The sequence below is a fragment of the Pseudomonadota bacterium genome, from assembly GCA_039024915.1.
Lineage (GTDB): Bacteria > Pseudomonadota > Alphaproteobacteria > Rhizobiales > MH13 > MH13.
On record JBCCPK010000007.1, the window covers coordinates 141,530 to 160,796 of the forward strand.

Annotated in this window: 13 protein-coding genes; 12 read left to right on the forward strand and 1 reads right to left on the reverse strand. The window is 59.0% G+C overall.

The features are described from left to right. Positions 1-5: 5 nt before the first annotated feature. Genes AAF739_14800 through AAF739_14810 form a run of 3 tightly spaced genes read left to right on the forward strand, consistent with a single transcriptional unit; the run spans position 6 to position 1,434 of the window. Positions 6-308: a YciI family protein gene (locus AAF739_14800; protein MEM6383939.1), complete on the forward strand. Its 303-nt coding sequence runs from the start codon at positions 6-8 to the stop codon at positions 306-308. A 13-nt stretch (positions 309-321) separates the two neighbouring features. Beyond that, positions 322-963: a glutathione S-transferase N-terminal domain-containing protein gene (locus AAF739_14805; GenBank protein ID MEM6383940.1), complete on the forward strand. Its 642-nt coding sequence runs from the start codon at positions 322-324 to the stop codon at positions 961-963. A 36-nt stretch (positions 964-999) separates the two neighbouring features. Beyond that, entirely contained in the window at positions 1,000-1,434 is a 435-nt protein-coding gene (locus tag AAF739_14810; GenBank protein MEM6383941.1) for a GFA family protein, read from the forward strand. A gap of 190 nt (positions 1,435-1,624) precedes the next feature. On the opposite strand, the gene AAF739_14815 is transcribed toward AAF739_14810, so the two are convergent. Further along, positions 1,625-6,208: a calcium-binding protein gene (locus tag AAF739_14815; GenBank protein MEM6383942.1), complete on the reverse strand. Its 4,584-nt coding sequence runs from the start codon at positions 6,206-6,208 to the stop codon at positions 1,625-1,627. A 377-nt stretch (positions 6,209-6,585) separates the two neighbouring features. Here AAF739_14815 and AAF739_14820 point away from each other — a divergent pair, with 377 nt between their 5' ends. The 9 genes from AAF739_14820 (at position 6,586) to AAF739_14860 (ending at position 19,267) form a co-directional block, all read left to right on the forward strand. Then, on the forward strand, positions 6,586-7,998 hold the full coding sequence (locus AAF739_14820; GenBank protein MEM6383943.1) for a sigma-54 dependent transcriptional regulator: 1,413 nt from the start codon (positions 6,586-6,588) through the stop codon (positions 7,996-7,998). A 3-nt stretch (positions 7,999-8,001) separates the two neighbouring features. Beyond that, the gene (locus tag AAF739_14825; GenBank protein MEM6383944.1) at positions 8,002-10,008 is read left to right on the forward strand and encodes a cache domain-containing protein; all 2,007 of its coding nucleotides are present in this window, start codon (positions 8,002-8,004) and stop codon (positions 10,006-10,008) included. A 206-nt stretch (positions 10,009-10,214) separates the two neighbouring features. Then, complete coding sequence (locus AAF739_14830) at positions 10,215-11,918, forward strand: OFA family MFS transporter (protein MEM6383945.1); 1,704 nt, start codon at positions 10,215-10,217, stop codon at positions 11,916-11,918. A gap of 329 nt (positions 11,919-12,247) precedes the next feature. Further along, positions 12,248-14,620, forward strand: a complete 2,373-nt coding sequence (locus AAF739_14835) for an FdhF/YdeP family oxidoreductase (GenBank protein MEM6383946.1) — start codon at positions 12,248-12,250, stop codon at positions 14,618-14,620. Next, complete coding sequence (locus tag AAF739_14840; GenBank protein MEM6383947.1) at positions 14,607-14,921, forward strand: hypothetical protein; 315 nt, start codon at positions 14,607-14,609, stop codon at positions 14,919-14,921. The genes AAF739_14835 and AAF739_14840 overlap by 14 nt, the downstream gene beginning before the upstream one ends. After that, positions 14,921-15,754, forward strand: a complete 834-nt coding sequence (fdhD, locus tag AAF739_14845; GenBank protein ID MEM6383948.1) for a formate dehydrogenase accessory sulfurtransferase FdhD — start codon at positions 14,921-14,923, stop codon at positions 15,752-15,754. The genes AAF739_14840 and fdhD overlap by 1 nt, the downstream gene beginning before the upstream one ends. A gap of 514 nt (positions 15,755-16,268) precedes the next feature. Beyond that, positions 16,269-17,213, forward strand: a complete 945-nt coding sequence (locus AAF739_14850; protein MEM6383949.1) for a tripartite tricarboxylate transporter substrate binding protein — start codon at positions 16,269-16,271, stop codon at positions 17,211-17,213. Between the two features lie 107 nt (positions 17,214-17,320). Next, on the forward strand, positions 17,321-17,761 hold the full coding sequence (locus AAF739_14855) for a tripartite tricarboxylate transporter TctB family protein (protein ID MEM6383950.1): 441 nt from the start codon (positions 17,321-17,323) through the stop codon (positions 17,759-17,761). Between the two features lie 6 nt (positions 17,762-17,767). Then, a complete protein-coding gene (locus AAF739_14860) occupies positions 17,768-19,267 on the forward strand; it encodes a tripartite tricarboxylate transporter permease (protein MEM6383951.1) in 1,500 nt (499 codons plus the stop codon).

Here is a 19,267-nt window from a genome sequence, read left to right on the forward strand (position 1 = left end):
AACCCATGCACTTCGTCGTTCACGCGCTCGACAAGCCCGACGCCGAGGGACACCGCCTCGCCAACATCGATGCCCACCGCGCCTACCTGCAGACGGCACCATCGAAGCACGACTTGACCATCCTCTTATCCGGTCCACTCAAGACCGATGATAACAGCCGCATGATCGGAAGCTTCTTTCTCCTCGATGCCAAAAACCGAGCGTCGGTCGAGGCGATGTTCGCCGATGACCCATTGGTGAAAGCCGATGTCTGGCAGCAGTCGGTTACTACTGTGGTGGAGATCCGCACCAACACACTGTTGGCATGAGTTGAGCGGACCGATGGCATCAAAACCAGTTCTGTGGGGGCGAGGATCCTCAACGAATGTTCAGAAGGTAATCTGGACGGCCCACGAGCTAGGCATTGAGGCCGAACGGCGCTTGGTGGGCGGGCCATTCGGTGGAAATAGGACCGCTGATTTTCTTGCTTTGAACCCAAATGGAACGGTGCCGGTCTGGCAGGACGATGCCTTCGTCCTGTGGGAAAGCCACGCCATCATGCGGCATCTAGCCAGGCAAGAGGGCCACATGTATGGCGACACGCCCGAGGCGATTGCGAAAACCGATCAGTGGCTCGATTGGTACGCATTGGTTTTCTGGCCGCCGGTGCGCCTTCTGTTTCTGGATATCTTCCAGACAGATCAGGTTCCCGATGAAGGCAATGGCGGCACGGCTGCGCTGGCGGCGGCGCACCGCAATCTATCGCTGATTGATGGGACGCCGACGGACTTTTTCACTTTAGAAAACGCCCGGCCAAACCTTGCAGAGGTCAGTCTGGCGATCGGCATCAATCGGATGCTTGGGTTGGGCTTTGGTATCGCTTTACCCCAGCGCATAGCGGAGTGGCACGACACCGTCCGGAAGCGGCCAGGTTTCCTTCTGGCGACCGAAGATGAGCCCGACATGCCTGGCCATCGCTCATGAGAATCCGTCCGAACCGTGCAACCGAAAGGAAGTTCGATGCCTGAGATCACAGGTGGCTGCTTGTGCGGCGCAATCCGCTATAGGGTGTCAAGCGCACCGGTGAACATGTGGAACTGTCATTGCGAAGATTGCCGCCGCTCATCGGGCGCCAGCTACGCGACCAATGTTTTCGTCAAAGCTGCGGATCTGGTCGTGACGCAGGGTAAAGCGCAGACCTTTGACCATCCGGCTGACAGCGGAAACATTATGACCAAGCACTTCTGTGCCGCCTGCGGCTCCCAGCTGTTTAACGCAAATTCTGGCCGCCCGCAGATAGTCGTTATCCGAGCCGGGAGTTTGGATGATCCTGGGTTTGTCAGCCCACGAGCCAACGTCTATGCGTCAAGGGCTCTGCCAGGCGCACTCCCAGCGGGTGACATTCCGAGCTTTGACGAAATGCCACCTGACCCATCAATCTTCTTTCGCGCTTGAACGCAGCTTTTTTGATTTCAGGCGCGCGCCCGAGGCAAAGCCACAGGGCTCTCATGATCACGATCCGGTCAAGTGTTCTGAACCGAACAGGACATCACGAGCAATGGCGTGTTTCGCCCGCCCCTGAGCCTCGCTGCGGCGATCCGTATGCTTGGTAATTCAGTTCCTATGATCCCTGCCCCGGCCAGCCTCAAATCAGAATGTCATCCGCGAGTTGGGCCTGGGTGGTGTTCTGGATGGTGAATGTGTTGGGGCCGAAGGTGAAGACGACGTCTCCGGCGACATCACTGGCGAAGGACAGCGCGCCATTGACGCTGGCGAAGTTGAAGGCCGTCAGGTCCAGTTGATCGATGTCGTCCTCAAAGTCCGTGACGGTGTCGTTGCCGAAGGCAGGTGCGAAGACGAATGTGTCCGCGCCCGTGCCGCCCGTCAGGCTATCGGTGCCGGCACCGCCATTGAGGAAGTCATTGTCTTCCCGGCCCTGTAACGTATCGTCGCCTGCGCCACCGAACAGCACATCGTTGCTGGCACCGGCCTGCAGGAAGTCGTTGCCGTCATTGCCCGATAGCGTGTCTTCGCCGAAGCCGCCGAACAGGCTGTCATTGTCGTTGCCGCCCTCTAGGGTGTCATCGCCCGAGCCGGAAGAGATGAAGTCATTGCCCGCCTGACCGCGGGACGTATCGTCCCCCGCCCCACCGAACATGCGGTCATCCCCGCCACCGCCGTTCAGCGTGTCATTGTCTGCGCCACCCGCCATGACGTCATTACCGGCATTGCCCGAAAGCAGATCGACACCGCCGCCACCGCTGAGGTTGTCATTGCCCTCATCGCCGATCAGCGTGTCATTGCCACCGCCGCCGGTGATGATGTCGTTGGACGCGCCGCCATTGAGGAAGTCGTTGCCGAGCTCGCCGTTGAGCGTATCGAAGTCAGCCCCACCGAACAGCTGATCGTTGCCGTCCCCGCCATTGAGCGTGTCATTGCCGGCGCTGCCTGCAAGGACGTCGTTCCCATCGTCTCCGTTGAGCGTATCTGGACCACCGCCGCCATTGAGGTTATCGGCGCCATCACCGCCATTGAGGGTGTCGATCCCCGCCCCACCCTCGAGCGTGTCGTCTCCATCTTCGCCGTTCAGCTCATCGGTACCGTTCTGACCGCGCAGCGTGTCGTTGCCGTCCCCACCATTGAGGGTGTCATTGCCGATGTTGCCATTGAGGGTGTCATCGCCGCCGAAGCCATTGACCAGATCAAGCCCGTCGAGCGCGCTGATCACCTCACCCGAACCGGTGCCAAACAAGGTATCGGGCCCGTTGGTCGCCACATCGGCCTTCTCGAACGCACCGATGTCTGCACCCGTGCCGAACTCCCGCGGCGCACCGCGGGCGTCCGAGAGCAAGTCATCGACTGAATTGACCAGATCATTGGTGTCGCCATCACCATTGATGTCGATGCCAAGCGTTACTTCATTGAGCGCGATAAAGCTCGCCATTGCGTTGCCAACGTCGAGCAGCGGGCTGCCACCCACAAGCGCGATTGTTTGCGCCGGCCCGCCATTGTCAGCGAGGCTCCCAAGGTTAGCCATGCCGCCATTGGTGTTGCCGCCGCCATCGGTCTCGATCGTGACGGCATCCCCGAAGAAACTGGAATTGGCGTTGATCGTGTTACCGGGCCCCGGTGCGCTGACATCGTTCGCGCCGCTTGCAGACGTGTTGTCGGCGATGACCGAATTAATCGTGGTCAACGCGCTCCCACTGTAGAGGTCAAGTCCTCCGCCGGGGTCATCGGAAGAATTTCCGCTGATCGTTGAATGAACGAGCAGAATGGTTGAGACGTTTGCGGTTATGCCGCCTCCGCCAGCACCGCTCGTGTTACCGACAATTGTCGTGTTGATGAACCTGCCTGATGACAAGCTGACGTAAACACCGCCTCCGTAACCGCCGGCGTTGTTGCCGCTGATCACTGAGCTGCTCACCGTCAGATCTCCGCCCGCATAAATGCCCCCGGCACTCATACTTGCTGCGTTCTCCGTAACCGATGAGCCGGAAATCGCGATGCTGGACGCCGAAACGCCGTAGATGGCCCCACCGTTTGCAGCAGAATTGTCGGCAAGTGTGCTGTTGATGATTGTGAGGGTACCGCTCGTGCGCACAGCGCCACCATTGCCGACCCCGGCGTCCCCGTTCGTGAGGGTGAGGCCCGTCAACGTCACGTCGGCGCTTATGCTGTTGATGGCAAAGATGCGGCTGGCGTCGGCCCCGCTGACCGTGATGTCGGCTGCTCCATCGCCATCGGTGTCGCCATCGATAAGCATGTCGCTGGTCAAAATCAGCTCGCCTTGCGACAGAACAACGGTTCCCCCGGCGAGCCCGGCGTCAAAAGCGATTGTGTCGAGCGTTGTGTCATTCAGGTTGGCGAGAAAAACCGCTTCGCGCAACGACAGATCACTCGCACCACCCATGGTGTCGACGGTGGCGTCCGGAGAGACCGAGTCCAACTCATCATCAAGCGTTGTCACGACCAGGTTCTGCGGCGTGGAGCTGACGTTCTGAAGCTCAAACGCGCCGATATCGGTCCCTGAGCCATTGTCTCGAGCGCGCCCTCGACCGTCGCTTGTCAGCGCTTCGTCATTGTTCCCGTTGTCGATGGCTTGGCTGCCCGATTCCAACGCGAACGTCTGCGTTGGACCGCCATTGTTCCCCAGCGGCGATAACAGCGGATCAACCGGGCTTGCGGCGGTGCCTGCGATGTCCCCATTCGTTCCGGTGACGAAGAATGTTGTACCGTTGAACTCGCCGTCTCCGACCAGATTGTTGCCGAGAGAAGTAAACGGGGCGCCACCAATATCGTTGCCCTTACCCGCTTGGGTCGCGGTGTTCTCTGCAATGATGCTCGATGAAACGTTCACCGACAGCCCGAACCCGTTCGAGCTGAAAATTCCACCGCCTTCGCCAGCTGTATTTGATGTGATGGTGGAGTTTAAAACGCGAAAACTGGAGAGGTAGGCCTGTATTCCACCTCCTTCGCTTGTGGAGCCGGCGCTGTTGTAGGCGACTGTCGAATTCACGATTTGCCCGGTAGCAAATTCAAAATCGGAGAAATCCCCTCGCGATGCGATTCCACCACCCGATAAGACAGACGTGTTGTTGATGATCAGACTGGAGTTAACATTCAAAGTCCCCGCGTACGACAAGATACCGCCGCCATACCTATTAGCCGAACTATCGCGGACAATGCTGTCGTTCAGCGTGATGCGGGACGCATAACCGCCATAGATCGCGCCGCCTGAGTAGTTGGTCGCGCCGTTGGCAATGTCCAGACTGTTGAAGGAGGCACTCGTATCGGTGCTCACGAAGAATACACGGCTCGCATCATTGCCGCTGATGGTAATGTCCGGCGTGTCATCGCCATCAACATCGCCGTCAATGGTCACAGCACCATAGATGGCGAGTTCCCCATCGGTCAGCGTTATGGTCTGGCCCGCCAACGCTGGATCAAAGACGATCGTGTCGGCGGTACCAAACTGCTGGTTGGCAAGGAAAACCGCTTCGCGAAGGCTGAGGTCGCCCGCACCACCCATGAGCTCAACGGTGGCATCGGGCGCTACAGTATCCAGCTCGTCGTCCAAAGTTGTGACAATGAACGTCTGTGGTCCGTTTAGCTGCCCTTGAAACTCAAAGGCGCCGATGTCGGCCGACCCGCCAAATTCCCGAGCCAAACCCCTTACATCGGTCGCTAAGAATGCGTCGTTGTTACCAGCGTCGATCGCCTGACTGAACGACCGGATCGCCAGCGTTTGAACGGGTCCGCCATTGTCCGCGAGGTCATTGAGAAACGCATTAACGGGAGATGACGTGGTGCCAACGATGTCCCCATCGCTGTTGAAGGGCGAGAAAAACGTGTTGCCGTTGAACTCGCCGTCGCCGATCAAATTGTTACCGAGCGAGTTGAAACTGAAGATCGGGCTATTCAGGACGTCTGAGCCAACGTCGTTTCCGTCCCCGGCGTCCGCCGCGGTATTTCCCGCGATTATGGACGAGGAAAGATCCGTTCGCGTTGTCGCTGAACTGCGGCTGGAGACGCCGGCTGCCGTTCCAGCATTGTTGTCGCTGATAGTTGAATTCTGGATGAGCGTGAGGCCATCGCTGTTGAAGACGCCGCCACCTGAATCGGTCTGCCCCGTTCCCGCACTGTTCAACGTGATCGTCGTGTTGGTGATCGTGGTGGTCTGGGTGCCAGACAGGTTGGTGTCGGAGTAGACCCCGCCGCCAAGTGTCGTCGCGGTATTGCCCGTTATGAGACTTCCGGTAACAGACAGGTTGCCGACGCTGACATAGATACCGCCGCCGAGGTTAGCCGCGCTGTCCCGGATCGTGCTCTGATTGACGGAAAGGTCGCCGCCGACAATCCTGATCGCGCCGCCAGCAGTCGCCGACCCGTTTGTCAGGTCAAGGCTGTTAAGCGTGGCGTCAGCCCCCGAGCCCACGACATCAAAGACGCGGCTCGTATCATTGCCACTGATCGTGATGTCCGCTTCACCGTCCCCGTCGATGTCGCCATCAATGGTGAGCACGGAACTCAGACTGAGATCGCCCTGCGTCAGGACAAGTGTTTGGCCCGAAAGGCTGGCCGCAAATGTGATGGTGTCGTCGGTCGAGGGGTTGTCGTTGGCCAGCGTGATCGCTTCACGCAAGGACAGCCCGGCCCCAATAGGCGATCCAGCCGTCGCCCCACTGTCATTCTCATCCAGGATTGTGGTGACGACAAAATTAGCCATGGAGTTCCCTGCGAGTAAGTCTTTTGATCTGTATACCGAAAGCAAGCATACCCGTCGCGGCATGTGCCACGCCAGATGGTCGTCTATTGGTCTAACGTTGCGTCAACTGACGCCGGCGGACGCAGCGCGTTCGAACCACGATCACAACTCCAATCAGCCGCCTTCGCTGGTTGTTTGGCCACTCCCACACGTTTTTGGGCAGCGGCCGATGTATGTACTTTGCGCGATGGACGCTTCGCGATCGCTCCTATTAGCTACTGATAATGATAAGCCGGTACGACCGACCAAATCTGGGACAAGGCACTTAGCGCAAAAACGCGCGGGCCTTTGGTAAGAAATCGGCGGGAAAAAGGTTCGAGGAAGCTAGCGGGTTTGCGGTGAATATCCAAAAAAATGAACTGGACGGTTCAACGCCCATTGGCTCGCCAGTGCACGATGGTCGTTTGACCAGGACACTTGCTAACGCATCCATTCTCGTCGTCGATGACGAACCGGGCATGCGCAACTTTCTGCAGAAAACGCTAGCGCGTGTGTGCAATCGCGTCGACGTTACCGCAAGCAGTGAGGAAGCAACCAAAGCGCTTGACCAGAGGCGGTACGACGTCATCGTGCTCGATAACGTCATGCCCAAGCAAACCGGCGTCGACTGGTTGACCGAGCAAAGCGAGATTGGGCTTTTCTCGGACGCAATTTTGATTACCGCTCACGCAGACCTCGATACGGCCATCGCTGCAATGAGAGCAGGTGCGTCGGACTTCCTGCTCAAGCCCTTCCGATCAAACCAGCTCATCAATGCCATTGCTCAAAGCCTCACCAAGACCAGACTGCGGCGCCAGAACAGCGTTCTGCGCAATGAGATAGAGGCAGGCCGGGACCTTTTGCGCCAGCGCGATGCGTTGGTTGGCAGTTCGGCAAAGATTGAAGAGGTTCGCAACATCATTCGGCGCGCGGCAACGACTGAAGCGCAAGTGATCATCCAAGGTGAGGTCGGCTCTGGCACGCAGATTGCGGCCCGTATGCTTCACAACAGGTCGAGCCGGGGCGAAAGTCCCTTCGCGTGGCTGCATTGCTCAACGCTTGACGAGCTGACATTCCAACGTCGGCTGTATGGAGCGATCGATCGGTCAACAGAGACAGGGCCGACAGATACTGCGTCACCGCATGATGACGGTATTCTGGTGAGCGCGTCCGGGGGAACGCTTTACCTTGAGGATGTCGATACCCTGATTCCGCCTTGCCAGACCCTGCTGACACAGCTCCTGACGGAGGAGCGCTTTCGACCCTTGGGGGCCGAGCGCAGCGTGCCGTTGGATGTTCGGATCATCGCATCCTCCAGAACGCCACTTCAGGAAGCGGTCGCCCAAGGGCGGTTCCGGCAGGATCTGTTTTATCTGCTCAGCGTCATCCAGGTCGACCTGCCGCCGTTGCGCGAACGCCAAGACGATATCATCGAGTTGGCCAACTTCTTTCTCGACAGTCTTGCTGCCCGGATGGGGTTGGATAAACCAACCATGTCTGCCGGTGTGAAACGGCGATTAATCTCCTACGGTTGGCCGGGTAACGTCGTCGAACTGCGCAACACGATGGAACGCGCGCTTATCCAAGGCACCTTCGATCAAGCCGTCACAGACGGTAGCGGTCCAACTGTGGTTGAAACGCTTGCCGATGTTGAGAAGCGTCACATCCTTGAAGCCATCAGTTCCTGCGGTGGCAATCGCGCGCAAGCAGCCCGCCAGCTTGGCATCGCCCGCAAGACGATAGACCGGAAATGCCAGGCTTGGGGCCTGTGACAGATGTTTCGCTCGGTCCGGCTTCGGCTGCTCGCTCTGGCGCTTCTGCCTCTCATCGTGGTCATGCCGGTCCTGCTGGGCCTGACGATGCTTCGCTGGGTCGACAAGTTTGATGAACTGCTTATCGCCAAAGTTGCCAGTGACCTGCGGATAGCGGAGCAATATTTTCACCGCATTGAAACCACTCAGGCTGAAGCGGTGGCGGCAGTGGCCCAGTCGGTTGATTTTGCCGAACGGCTTGATGGCCCGCCCGATCGGCTTTCAACCTATCTGGCGGAGCGGAAGGCTCTTGCTGAGCTGGATTTCCTGGTTCCGTTTGCCGGCGATGACCCGGCCATACCGGGCAGCGTCCTGCTGCTTGCGGCCCTGACGTCCGGAGAGGTGGGTGCTGCTGGTCTTGCGGTCCTGCAAAAGTCAGACTTGGAGCGCCTGGGTGATGAACTGGCCGAGCGGGCAGCAATCCCGCTTGTCGAAACCGAAGCGGCCCGACCACTCAGCGCAGGCAGTGAGGATCGAGGTCTTGTGCTGTTGGCCGTTCATCGTGACCCCCGAAGCGGTATGATCCTCGCAGGTGGGCGGCTCCTCAATCGCAACCTTTCGATTATCGATACGATGAACGCCCTCATTTATCGCGATGCAGGGGATGAGGCGGGCCAGCGCGCCGGCACAACGACCCTTTTTCTCGATGATGTTCGCGTATCGACGAACGTTCGCCTCTTTGAGGGCGAACGCGCGCTGGGAACGCGCGTGTCGGAGGTGGTCTGGCAGCACGTGATGGGTGAAGGCGAGCCGTGGCTCGACCGGGCCTTCGTCGTCAATGATTGGTACATCTCGGGCTACGTTCCGCTTACTGACATCGAAGGGCAGCGTGTGGGCATGCTCTACACGGGCTTTCTCGAAGCACCATTCTCCGAGCAGCGCTCGACAACCGTACTCACGCTTATTCTCGCTTTCCTTGCCGTTGTCTGCGTCTCCGTTCCCATTTTCCTGAAGCTCGCTCAGGGTGTGTTCTCGCCACTGGAGAAGATGACGGCCACCATGGATCGGGTCGGCGTTGGTGAACTGGGCGCCAGAATCGGTAAGGTCAAAGCCAAAGACGAGATTGGGCAAGTCGCAAGCCACCTCGATCAATTACTTGATCAGGTTCAGGAGCGCGATGAAAGGCTGCGCAACTACGCCGACAATCTCAATGAACAGGTTGAAAAGCGTACCGAGGAGCTCCGGGAGGCCAACCAACAGCTTGAAGCGACCTACGAGCAACTTGTCGTCTCCGAGAAGCTCGCCTCAATCGGTGAAATCACCGCTGGCGTCGCCCACGAAATCAACAATCCCGTCGCTGTCATCCAGGGCAATCTCGAAATCATACGAAGCGGACTGGGCGAAGAAGCGCGCGACTATAAAGTCGAATTCGACCTCATCGATGGGCAGACGCATCGGATCAATACGATCGTAAGAAAGCTGCTGAACTTCTCTCGATCGGATGAACTGTCCGAGATGCCCTCGCAGGTCAGCCCGCGCGATAGTGTTGACGATACGGCAATCCTTGTTGGTGCCGATCTCCGAAACGACGCCATTGTTCTGGTGCGTCATCACGACAATGCGACGCCCGACATCCGGATTGTCGCGACGGAGTTGCAGCAGGTCCTGGTGAACCTCATCATCAATGCCGCGCAAGCGATTGGTAGCGATGGACAAGTAACCGTCGAAACGCTGCCCGGCGAACGCAACGGTGTCCCGGGTGCCATTATTCGTGTCACCGATACCGGTCCGGGAATTGAAGCGGCGCGACTCAGCCATGTCTTCGACCCGTTTTTCACCACCAAGCTAGGCGAAGGGACCGGTTTGGGCTTGTCGATCAGCCAATCGCTGGTTCAACGGGCGGGTGGGACCATCACGGCGCATAGTACTTTAGGCGAAGGCGCGGTGTTTGAGGTCTGGCTACCGGCTCTGGACAATTCGACCCGATCTGACACCGACGTCGAAAACGAAGTGGACATTTTGTCCATTTAGCTGGTTTGATTTGGGCTCAAAGTGGCCAAAAAGACCAGACTCTATGTGGCCAGAAATCCCCATAACCCATTGTACTTACATCATATTTTTCTTTGACACATGGACATCTCGCGTGGGTAAACAACCCCAGGTGCGGCATTTTGGCGATCTCGCAATCCGCATCGCGACTTTGGGGGCAATGGTGCCTCGCAAACGGGGAGACGCTCATGTCTAGCGCATCTGGAGGAGCCCTGGGGTTCCTCAAAAAGGAAAACATTGTGGCCCCCGAGGGCTACAATCGCTGGCGGGTACCGCCAGCTTCAATCGCGATCCATTTGTGCATCGGCTCGGTGTACGCGTGGTCTGTCTTCAACCCGGCGCTGACGCGTGAATTGGGCGTTGTCGCCCCCTCTGGCGGTGACTGGTCGCTGTCATCGGTTGTCTGGATTTTCTCGGTCGCCATCGTCGTTCTGGGCCTGACCGCCGCCGTTGGCGGCAAGTGGCTTGAGAAAGTCGGCCCGCGCTACGTTGGCGTCGTGGCGGCCCTTCTGTGGGGCGGCGGATTTGTCATTGGCTCCGCCGGTATCGCCAACCACCAACTGTGGATGGTTTATCTGGGATACGGCGTGTTTGGCGGCGCAGGTCTCGGCCTGGGCTATGTCTCACCGGTTTCAACGCTTATCCGATGGTTCCCTGACCGCCGCGGTATGGCGACGGGCATGGCGATCATGGGCTTCGGCGGCGGCGCAATGATTGGCGCTCCGCTCAAGCAGTGGCTGTTGAGCATCTACCAGAAAGCGCCAGACTTCCTGGGCGCCGAAAGCGCAGTGTCACTGGTCACCGAAGGCGGTCGCCGGTTTGCCGAAACCACCAACGGTCTTGTGGAAGTCGTGGTTGCATCTGCCGACCAGGCTGCATCGTTCGGTGGTGAAGCTGGCGTCTATGTCGTGGGCACCGGCAACACGGGTGCAGCATCGACCTTCCTGACCCTCGGTATCGTGTACCTCCTGGTCATGATCTTCGCTGCGTTCCAGTACCGCGTGCCGCGCGAAGGCTGGAAGCCCGCCGGTTGGGAGCCCAAGCCTGTCGCTTCCGGCATGGTCACGCGCAACAATGTGCACATCGATCAGGCGCTCAAGACACCTCAGTTCTGGCTGCTGTGGGTTGTGCTTTGCTTCAACGTGACCGCCGGTATCGGTGTGATCGGTGTGGCGAAAACCATGATCAACGAGATCTTCGGCGACTTGGCGCTTGTAACCGCTGCGTTCGCAGGCACCTACGTGCTGATGATCTCCGTGTTCAACATGGTCGGCCGCTTCTTCTGGGCGTCCACGTCGGACTTCATCGGTCGCAAGAACACCTATCACTGCTTCTTCATTATCGGCACCATCCTGTACTGCACGATCCCGTTCTGGGCAGGCATGGGCGGAACCACGGCACTGCTGGGCTTCTACATCGCCACCATGATCATCTTCACGATGTATGGCGGCGGCTTCGCGACGATCCCCGCCTATCTGGCCGATATCTTCGGCACGATGCACGTTGGCGGCATCCATGGTCGTCTTCTGACGGCATGGTCGACGGCCGGTGTGCTTGGCCCGTTCGCCATCACGTTCCTTCGCGATATGTCGAAGAACAACGCGATCACCGACCTGGTTGCCAAGGTTGACCCGTCGGTCTTCCAAGAGACCTTTGGCGCTCCGGTCGCGCAGCTTCGGGAACTTGTGGACGCCAACACGGTGACCATCGCGAAGCTGATGGAGATCGTGCCCGCAGGCACCGTCGACCCAAGCTCGACGCTCTACAACACCACCATGTTCGCCATGGCTGGGTTGCTGGTGATCGCGTTCTTCGCCAACCTCATGGTTCGCCCGGTTGGTGAGAAGCATCATCACAAGGAGCCCGAAGCGGTCGCAGTACCCGCGGAGTAAACTCCACCCCCTGAGACACGAAAACTGGTGGCCCGGTCTGACTGGGCCACCGACCACCTCCCAACACAACAGTTGCGCCAGGCGCCAGCATCTCTCAAGATCGAGACGCGCTGGTTTGGCCCAAAGCACCGCCCTCCCCCCGCCCCGAGCGGAGTACCGAGCGGAACGCTGAAGCCACCCGAGCCGGCGCGCATCAGGGCAACGCCCCAAGGGCACTGCTCTGAAGACTGATGACCTGGCCAAAAGGGGCACATGACCTCTGACGCCGGAGACGTTTTCCAACCACGGGGATCGGGCCTGGTGGGGCGAAAGCGGGGGAAATGCTTGTTATGGCAAACCACACCACCTTCGATGACGATCGGTCAACGACCACGGATACGACCGCACGCGATGCAGCGGTCTCCGACAAAGACTTCATAGGCAAAAGCTCGAAAGCCGCTGGCGGTTGGGGCGCATTGAAGAGCGTTGGAAAGCGCCTGTTGCGCAGCGGCCAGCCCCTGACCAATGTCCGCACACTATTGAAGACCAATCAGCCGCACGGCTTTGACTGTCCCGGGTGCGCTTGGGGCGATCCGGAGCATGGCTCGTCTTTTGAGTTCTGCGAGAACGGCGTGAAGGCCGTCTCGTGGGAAGCAACAAAAGAACGCGTCACGCCAGATTTCTTCAAAACGCACAGCGTCTCTGCGCTTCAGCAGTGGAGCGATTTCGACCTTGAGCATGAGGGGCGTCTGACCCACCCCATGCGCTACAACAGCGAAACAGACCACTATGAGGAGGTCTCATGGGATGATGCCTTTGCCGAGATTGGCGCGGAGCTGAACAAGCTCGACGACCCCAATAAGGCGGAGTTCTATACGTCCGGACGCACGTCTAACGAGGCCGCTTTCCTCTACCAGACCTTCATTCGCCTGTATGGCACCAACAACATGCCCGATTGCTCGAACATGTGTCACGAGGCAAGCGGCGTTGCGCTGACTGAGGCCATCGGTATCGGAAAGGGCACTGTCCGGCTTGAGGACTTCGACGAGTGTGATGCGATCTTCTGTGTGGGGCAGAACCCTGGCACGAATCATCCTCGGATGCTCGCGGAACTTCGCAAGGCGGTCGAGAACGGCGCACGGGTCGTCGTTTTCAATCCGCTCAAGGAAAAAGGTCTTAAGCGCTTCGCTGACCCGCAGGAAAAGCTGGAAATGATCCGTGGCGGTAGCGAGGCCACCTCCACGGACTACTTCTGCCCTCGGCTTGGCGGCGACATGGCCATCTTCCGCGGTATGGGCAAACTTGTCTTTGAAGCGGAAGACCACGCCCAGCGCGAGGGGCTGCCCTCCGTGCTTGATCATGACTTCGTCCATGAACACAGCGCAGGCATCGAGGATTATCGCAAACGCTGCGAAGAGACATCGTGGGAGCAGATAGAAGAGCAGTCCGGCCTGTCGCGCGACGACATCGCTTACTGTGCGGACATTTACATGAACTCCGAACGCGTGATCGCGACCTGGGCGATGGGTGTCACGCAGCACCGGCATTCCGTTCCCACTATCCGTGAGATCGCCAGTTTCATGTTGCTGCGCGGCAACATCGGCAAGCCCGGGGCCGGCTTGTGCCCGGTACGTGGCCATTCAAACGTTCAGGGCGACCGCACCGTCGGCATCAACGAAAAGGCGCCCAAGCCACTGCTGGATGCGATGGAGAAGGAACTGGGCGTTCCACTGCCGCGCGAGCCAGGCCACAACGTGTTGCACGCCATCGGCGCGATGCTCGAAGGGTCGGCGAAAGCCTTTATCGGCATGGGCGGCAACTTCGCCCGCGCGACCCCCGATAGTGAACTGGTTGCGGACGCTTTTAAGCGGATGCCGCTTGCCGTCCATGTGGCGACAAAGCTCAATCATGGCCATCTCATGCCAGGCCAGAAGAGTTTCCTTCTGCCGTGTCTTGGGCGCACAGAGATCGACAAGAACTCGAAGGGCGTGCCTCAAATGGTGACGGTCGAAGATTCCATGTCGATGGTCCACGGCTCAGGCGGCATCAACCAGCCGGCTTCCAAACACCTACTGTCCGAGGTGAAAATCGTCGCCGGTATCGCAAAGGCGACCGTTGGCAGCGCGGTCGTGGACTGGGACACGCTCTCCGATGACAATGATCTCATCCGCGACATGATTGCCCGCGTTCTGCCGATCTACGGGAACTTCAACGAAGATGTGCGCAAGCCGCGCGGCTTCCGGCTGCGCAACGGCGCATCATACCGTGACTTCAAGACGACGAACGGCAAAGCCAACTTCACCTCGCACGACCTGCCTGAGCAAACCGAATGGCAGCGCAGCCAACAGGACGATGGCACCTTTGTATTGCAGACCTTCCGGTCGCATGATCAATACAACACAACCGTGTATGGCATGGATGATCGGTACCGCGGCGTCTTCGGTCTGCGCGAGATCGTCTTTATGAACCCCAAAGATATGAAGCGCCTTGGCGTCAAAGCGCGTGGCCTCGTCAACATCATCGGCGTGCATGATGATGGTGTGGAGCGGGTCTGCAACGGGTTCCGCGTTGTTCCCTATGACACACCGCTCGGCTGCGTTGCGGGCTACTATCCGGAAATGAATGTTCTGGTGCCGCACGGCCAGTTTGGGGTTCAGAGCTACACGCCGGCATCAAAATCAGTACTCGTTCGCTTCGAAGTTGTGTCCGATGATGACGGCTGAGAAGCGAGAGCGGACCGAGACCCAGTTTGAAAGTTTGGTCGAACGGCTCTTGCACGATGAGGCCAATGATCTGACGCCGCTTGCGGCAGGGCTGATCGCTGCCTCCCACAGCGGCTACTGCTCCGACAGCCACACCTTCTCCAAGCGCCTGGGCATCGAGCATGCCCTGGTCATCCGCGAGTGCGTCCAACTGGCTCACGAGGGTGGTGCGATCACGATCGACCAGACCCACACGCGCACGCAGCGCGTGACCTATTCGCTGACGAACGCAGGGCTGTCGATGATTGAGGCAGCAAACTGATGGCTGTTGATCTGGAGAGGTTTGACAACGATCCGGTGCGTGAGCCGACCCGGTCGGTCCGCGCAGACCGGCTGCCTGAGCGCAAACGGGAAGAGTGCCAGCTCATTGTCGAGACGCCGGTTGCGGTGGTCATCCAGGGAACCACTGTTGCGGTGATGATGGCATCGCCGTCTGATCTTGAAGACTTTGCCGTTGGTTTTGCGTTCACCGAGGGGTTCATCTCCGCCCTCGACGACATTGTAGAACTTCAAGTGCTCGATCATGATCGCGGGATCGAAGCGCGGCTTTGGCTTAAGGATGACAAGGCTGAAGCGTTCGCGAACCGGCGCCGGTCCATGGCAGGTCCGGTCGGCTGCGGCCTATGCGGCATCGACAGCTTGGAGGAAGCAGCACGATCGGTACCCCGTCTGAAAAGCGCGCGAACCATGCTCTCAACCGATGAGATCAATAATGCGACCGAGCAGCTTCGCAACCATCAGCCGTTCCACGATCAGACCCATGCGGCACACAGTGCAGGCTTCCTTGTCCCTGAGGCGGGGATTGTCGCCGTGCGCGAAGATGTCGGACGCCACAACGCCCTCGACAAGCTCATCGGCGCGCTTCTGTTGGGCGGGCAACCGGTCCAGAGCGGCGCCATCGTACTGACGTCCCGCATTTCGGTGGAATTGGTGCAGAAAACCGCTCTGGTCGGCTGCCCGATGATCATCGCCGTATCGGCACCAACAAGCTTCGCGGTGGAAGTGGCGATGGATGCTGGCATCACGCTCATCGCGCACAGTCGAGGCGCCGGCTTCACCGTGTTCAGCCATTCGGAACGGTTAGCATCCGTCTGAGTGCCACGGCGCACGGCCAAACCTCTCGACGGCACACTGTCTGGCAACACAAGAACCCGCCCTGCTGCTGGCCACTTTGGGCTGCTTTCGTGGGACGGCTCTTAGGCTTCGAGCGTGACGTGACGATCCCTGCCCGGGGCCGAGACCCTAAGACCCTAAGACCCTGCGACCCTGAGACCTCAGCCGATTGAGGCGAGACTAGGTACTCTGAAACGGCCAGTCGAGACAGCGGACTTGAAATGGTCTTGATCATGTCTCGATCGCGGAAGGGAAAAGCCTGCAGAAACATGCCAACCGTCAAACCGGTGCGACGATGCCAGGCCTGCTGAACGCGCCTTTCCGCATTCGGCGGCCACGTGCAGCGCGTAGAAGTTTTGCTCGCACTCGCCAAAGACAAGTGGCGGAAGGCTAGGGAAAGCAGGACTAAGAAAATTTTGGTATACCAAAATATCTTTTGTTGCTAAGGACCTCCCAGACGCGCGAACGAACGCGCGCATTCAAGGAGGAAAATTCGATGAAGAAGCTCTTGCTGGCAGCCGCTGCCACCGCCACCGTTTGCACAGGCGCAGTGGCGGAAGACTTCCCAGCCCGAACCATTGAGGTCGTGACGCACGCCGGTAATGGCGGCGGCACTGATGTGACGACGCGCATGATGATGATCCGCGCACGCCGCGAACTTGGCACCGACATGGTTGTCGTCAATCGTCGTGGCGGCGGTGGCGCCGTCGCGATGGACTACTATCTTGAGCAAGAAGCCGACGGTCACAGCATCTTGACCTTTACGATTGGTCACTCGGCCACAGTTGCGCTTGGCAACACCGAAATGACGCTCGATGACGTCCGCCCAATCGCGCGCGGTACCGATGATCCTCAAATCCTGATGACCCGTTGCGGTGTCTATGACAGCGCCGAAGCGTTCGTTGAAGCGCAGCGTGAGGAAGGCCTGAAGTATGGCACCACGCACCTTGGTGGCATCGACGATGTGTCCGCCTTCATGTTTGTGCGCCGTGGTGATCTGGCAACGCCTGATATCGTGCCCTTCGAAGGTGGCGGTGAGCTCGCCACACAGCTTGTTGCAGGTGCGGTCGATGTGGCGGTTTTGAACCTCGCTGAGGCCGGCTCGCAGATCGAAGCAGGCGACATTTGCCCGATCGTTGTTCTGGCACCTGAGCGTATGAGTGCCCTTCCCGATGTTTCGACCGCTCAGGAGCTTGGTATTGACGCCAACTTCTCGACGGTGCGTGGCTTTGTTGTGCATGCGGATACGCCCGATGAGGTCGCGATGAAGATCGAAGACGCGCTGATCTCTTCGATGAACCATACTGTTTACCAGGGCTTCCTGACCTCGGTCGGTCTGGATGCAACCTCGGTTGCAGGTTCAGACGTTTGGGGCAATCAGCTCAGCTCCATGCAGTCCGATATGGATGCAGCTTTGCGTGAACTTGGCTTCATCGAATAAGCACGTCGCGTGCCCTGGTCCGCTTTCCTCCCCGGCGGGCCAGGGGTTCGTACCCATCGAGTATCCTTCGCAACGATCTTAATCGTGCCCACTCAAAGGACGTGGACATGGCCCGCATCGCGGTTCCTCTCGGCCTGATCGCTTTCTGCTGCGTCGCCTTTTGGCTGACCACCCAGTTTGATCGCGTGCCACCCATTTTGCTGCGTGGTATGCAGCCGGAACACTTCCCGCAGCTCGTGATCGTGCTGATCGCTGTTCTATCGCTCGCTGTCATGATGCTCGACCCTGTGGTCGACATCGCGGCACCGGACAAGATGGTCTGGATCAGTATGGGGTTGTTCGGGGTTTTCGGTCTGGTCACGCAGATCGATCTGTTCCTTGCCCTTGGCATCTTCGCCGGAGCTCTTGCATTCCTGTGGGGTGAGCGACGGGCGTGGGCACTGGTGCTGGTTGCGCTGATCGCTCCCACCGCTGTCTTCTTTCTGTTTGATCAGATCTTCGAAGTGCGCTTCCCCCGCGGGGCGCTGACAAACCTCTGGTACGGGTAGCGGGCAATGGAAGCGCTAGTTGGCGGGCTCTACGCCCTCATGGACCCCGGTCTTCTCTTCCTCATCTTTTTGGCAACGCTCGGCGGCGTGGTGATCGGTGCATTGCCGGGGCTTAACGCCACAACCGGTGCCGCGCTGATGCTGCCGTTCACGATCACGATGGAGCCAATTCCGGCCATCGCGATCCTGACGACGATCTATTGTGCTGCCACGTTTGCTGGCGCCATCACGGCAATCCTCATCAACACGCCTGGGACGTCAGCCAGTGCAACCACCTGCCTTGACGGTTACCCGCTGGCGCAGCGCGGCGAGGCCGGTAGGGCGCTTGGTATGGCGACCATCTCGTCGACCTTTGGCGGCATCATTTCCGTGATCTGCCTCATGGCAGCTGCGCCGCTTCTAGCGCGCATGGCCTACAATTTTGCACCGCCGGAATACTTCGCCCTGACCGTGTTCGGCATCTCTATGCTCGCAACGATCGGCAGCGGCACACCGATGCGCAATATCATCGCGGGTCTGTTGGGTATCTTGCTCGCCACAGTCGGCAAGGATCTTCTGACCACCGTCGAGCGCTTCACCTTCGGCTTCAATGAGCTCTCCGAAGGGATTGGCTTTGTACCAGTGATGATTGGGATCTTCGGGATTTCTGAGCTTCTGGTCCAGGCGGAGCGTCTGTCGGTTGAGCAGCGCCAGGTCATCATGAAGGCGATCAAGCTGCCGAGCCGCGAAGACTATCGCCGCGTCTGGCGGACGATCCTGCGCAGTTCAGGCATTGGTACATTCATCGGCATTCTACCCGCTGAGGGTGCCACCGTAGCCTCGATGATCGGCTACAATGAAGCGCGCCGCTGGTCGAAGAAGCCTGAGGAGTTTGGCAAAGGCTCCATTGAAGGGATCGCTGGATCGGAAGCGGCCAACAACTCCGCGACCGGCGGGGCTATGGTGCCGACCTTAGCTCTTGGCATTCCTGGAAGCCCAACCGCCGCCGTCATCCTGGCTGGTTTGATGGTGCACGGCCTTCAGCCGGGCCCGACAATGTTCACCGACCAAGCGCAGTTCGCCTACGCCATCTTTTGGGCGATGCTGCTGGTGAACGTCATGTTCATCTTCGTGGGGTTGTTCGGCGCCAAGATATTCGCCCGCGTCGCCTTTATCCCGATCCCCATTCTGTGGCCGATCGTTTTCACGTTTTCCGTCGTCGGCGCTTATGCTCTCGACCAATCCATGCTGGACGTATGGATCGCGATTGGCTCGGGCATTATCGGCTACTTCATGCGCCGCTTCGGCTATTCGGTTGTGCCGCTTGCCATCGGATTGATCCTGGGCGGCATGCTTGAAAAGCGGTTGGGGCAGTCTTTGATTATGCTCGATGATCAATGGTGGCTCATGTTCACCCGGCCGCTATCGCTTTTGTTCTTTGTTCTAACCATCCTTGCGCTGTTCGGACCCTGGCTTTGGAAAAAGCTGGTCAGGCAGCCCGGTCCCGCCGCGACGGCTGGAGAGTAA

What these genes read in the sequence shown, in the direction of transcription:
- AAF739_14800 (MEM6383939.1), top strand. Translation starts at nt 6, where the DNA reads ATGCACTTCGTCGTTCACGCGCTCGACAAGCCCGACGCCGAGGGACAC.
- AAF739_14805 (MEM6383940.1), top strand. Translation starts at nt 322, where the DNA reads ATGGCATCAAAACCAGTTCTGTGGGGGCGAGGATCCTCAACGAATGTT.
- AAF739_14810 (MEM6383941.1), top strand. Translation starts at nt 1,000, where the DNA reads ATGCCTGAGATCACAGGTGGCTGCTTGTGCGGCGCAATCCGCTATAGG.
- AAF739_14815 (MEM6383942.1), bottom strand. Translation starts at nt 6,208, where the DNA reads ATGGCTAATTTTGTCGTCACCACAATCCTGGATGAGAATGACAGTGGG.
- AAF739_14825 (MEM6383944.1), top strand. Translation starts at nt 8,002, where the DNA reads ATGTTTCGCTCGGTCCGGCTTCGGCTGCTCGCTCTGGCGCTTCTGCCT.
- AAF739_14830 (MEM6383945.1), top strand. Translation starts at nt 10,215, where the DNA reads ATGTCTAGCGCATCTGGAGGAGCCCTGGGGTTCCTCAAAAAGGAAAAC.
- AAF739_14835 (MEM6383946.1), top strand. Translation starts at nt 12,248, where the DNA reads ATGGCAAACCACACCACCTTCGATGACGATCGGTCAACGACCACGGAT.
- AAF739_14840 (MEM6383947.1), top strand. Translation starts at nt 14,607, where the DNA reads ATGATGACGGCTGAGAAGCGAGAGCGGACCGAGACCCAGTTTGAAAGT.
- fdhD (MEM6383948.1), top strand. Translation starts at nt 14,921, where the DNA reads ATGGCTGTTGATCTGGAGAGGTTTGACAACGATCCGGTGCGTGAGCCG.
- AAF739_14850 (MEM6383949.1), top strand. Translation starts at nt 16,269, where the DNA reads ATGAAGAAGCTCTTGCTGGCAGCCGCTGCCACCGCCACCGTTTGCACA.
- AAF739_14855 (MEM6383950.1), top strand. Translation starts at nt 17,321, where the DNA reads ATGGCCCGCATCGCGGTTCCTCTCGGCCTGATCGCTTTCTGCTGCGTC.
- AAF739_14860 (MEM6383951.1), top strand. Translation starts at nt 17,768, where the DNA reads ATGGAAGCGCTAGTTGGCGGGCTCTACGCCCTCATGGACCCCGGTCTT.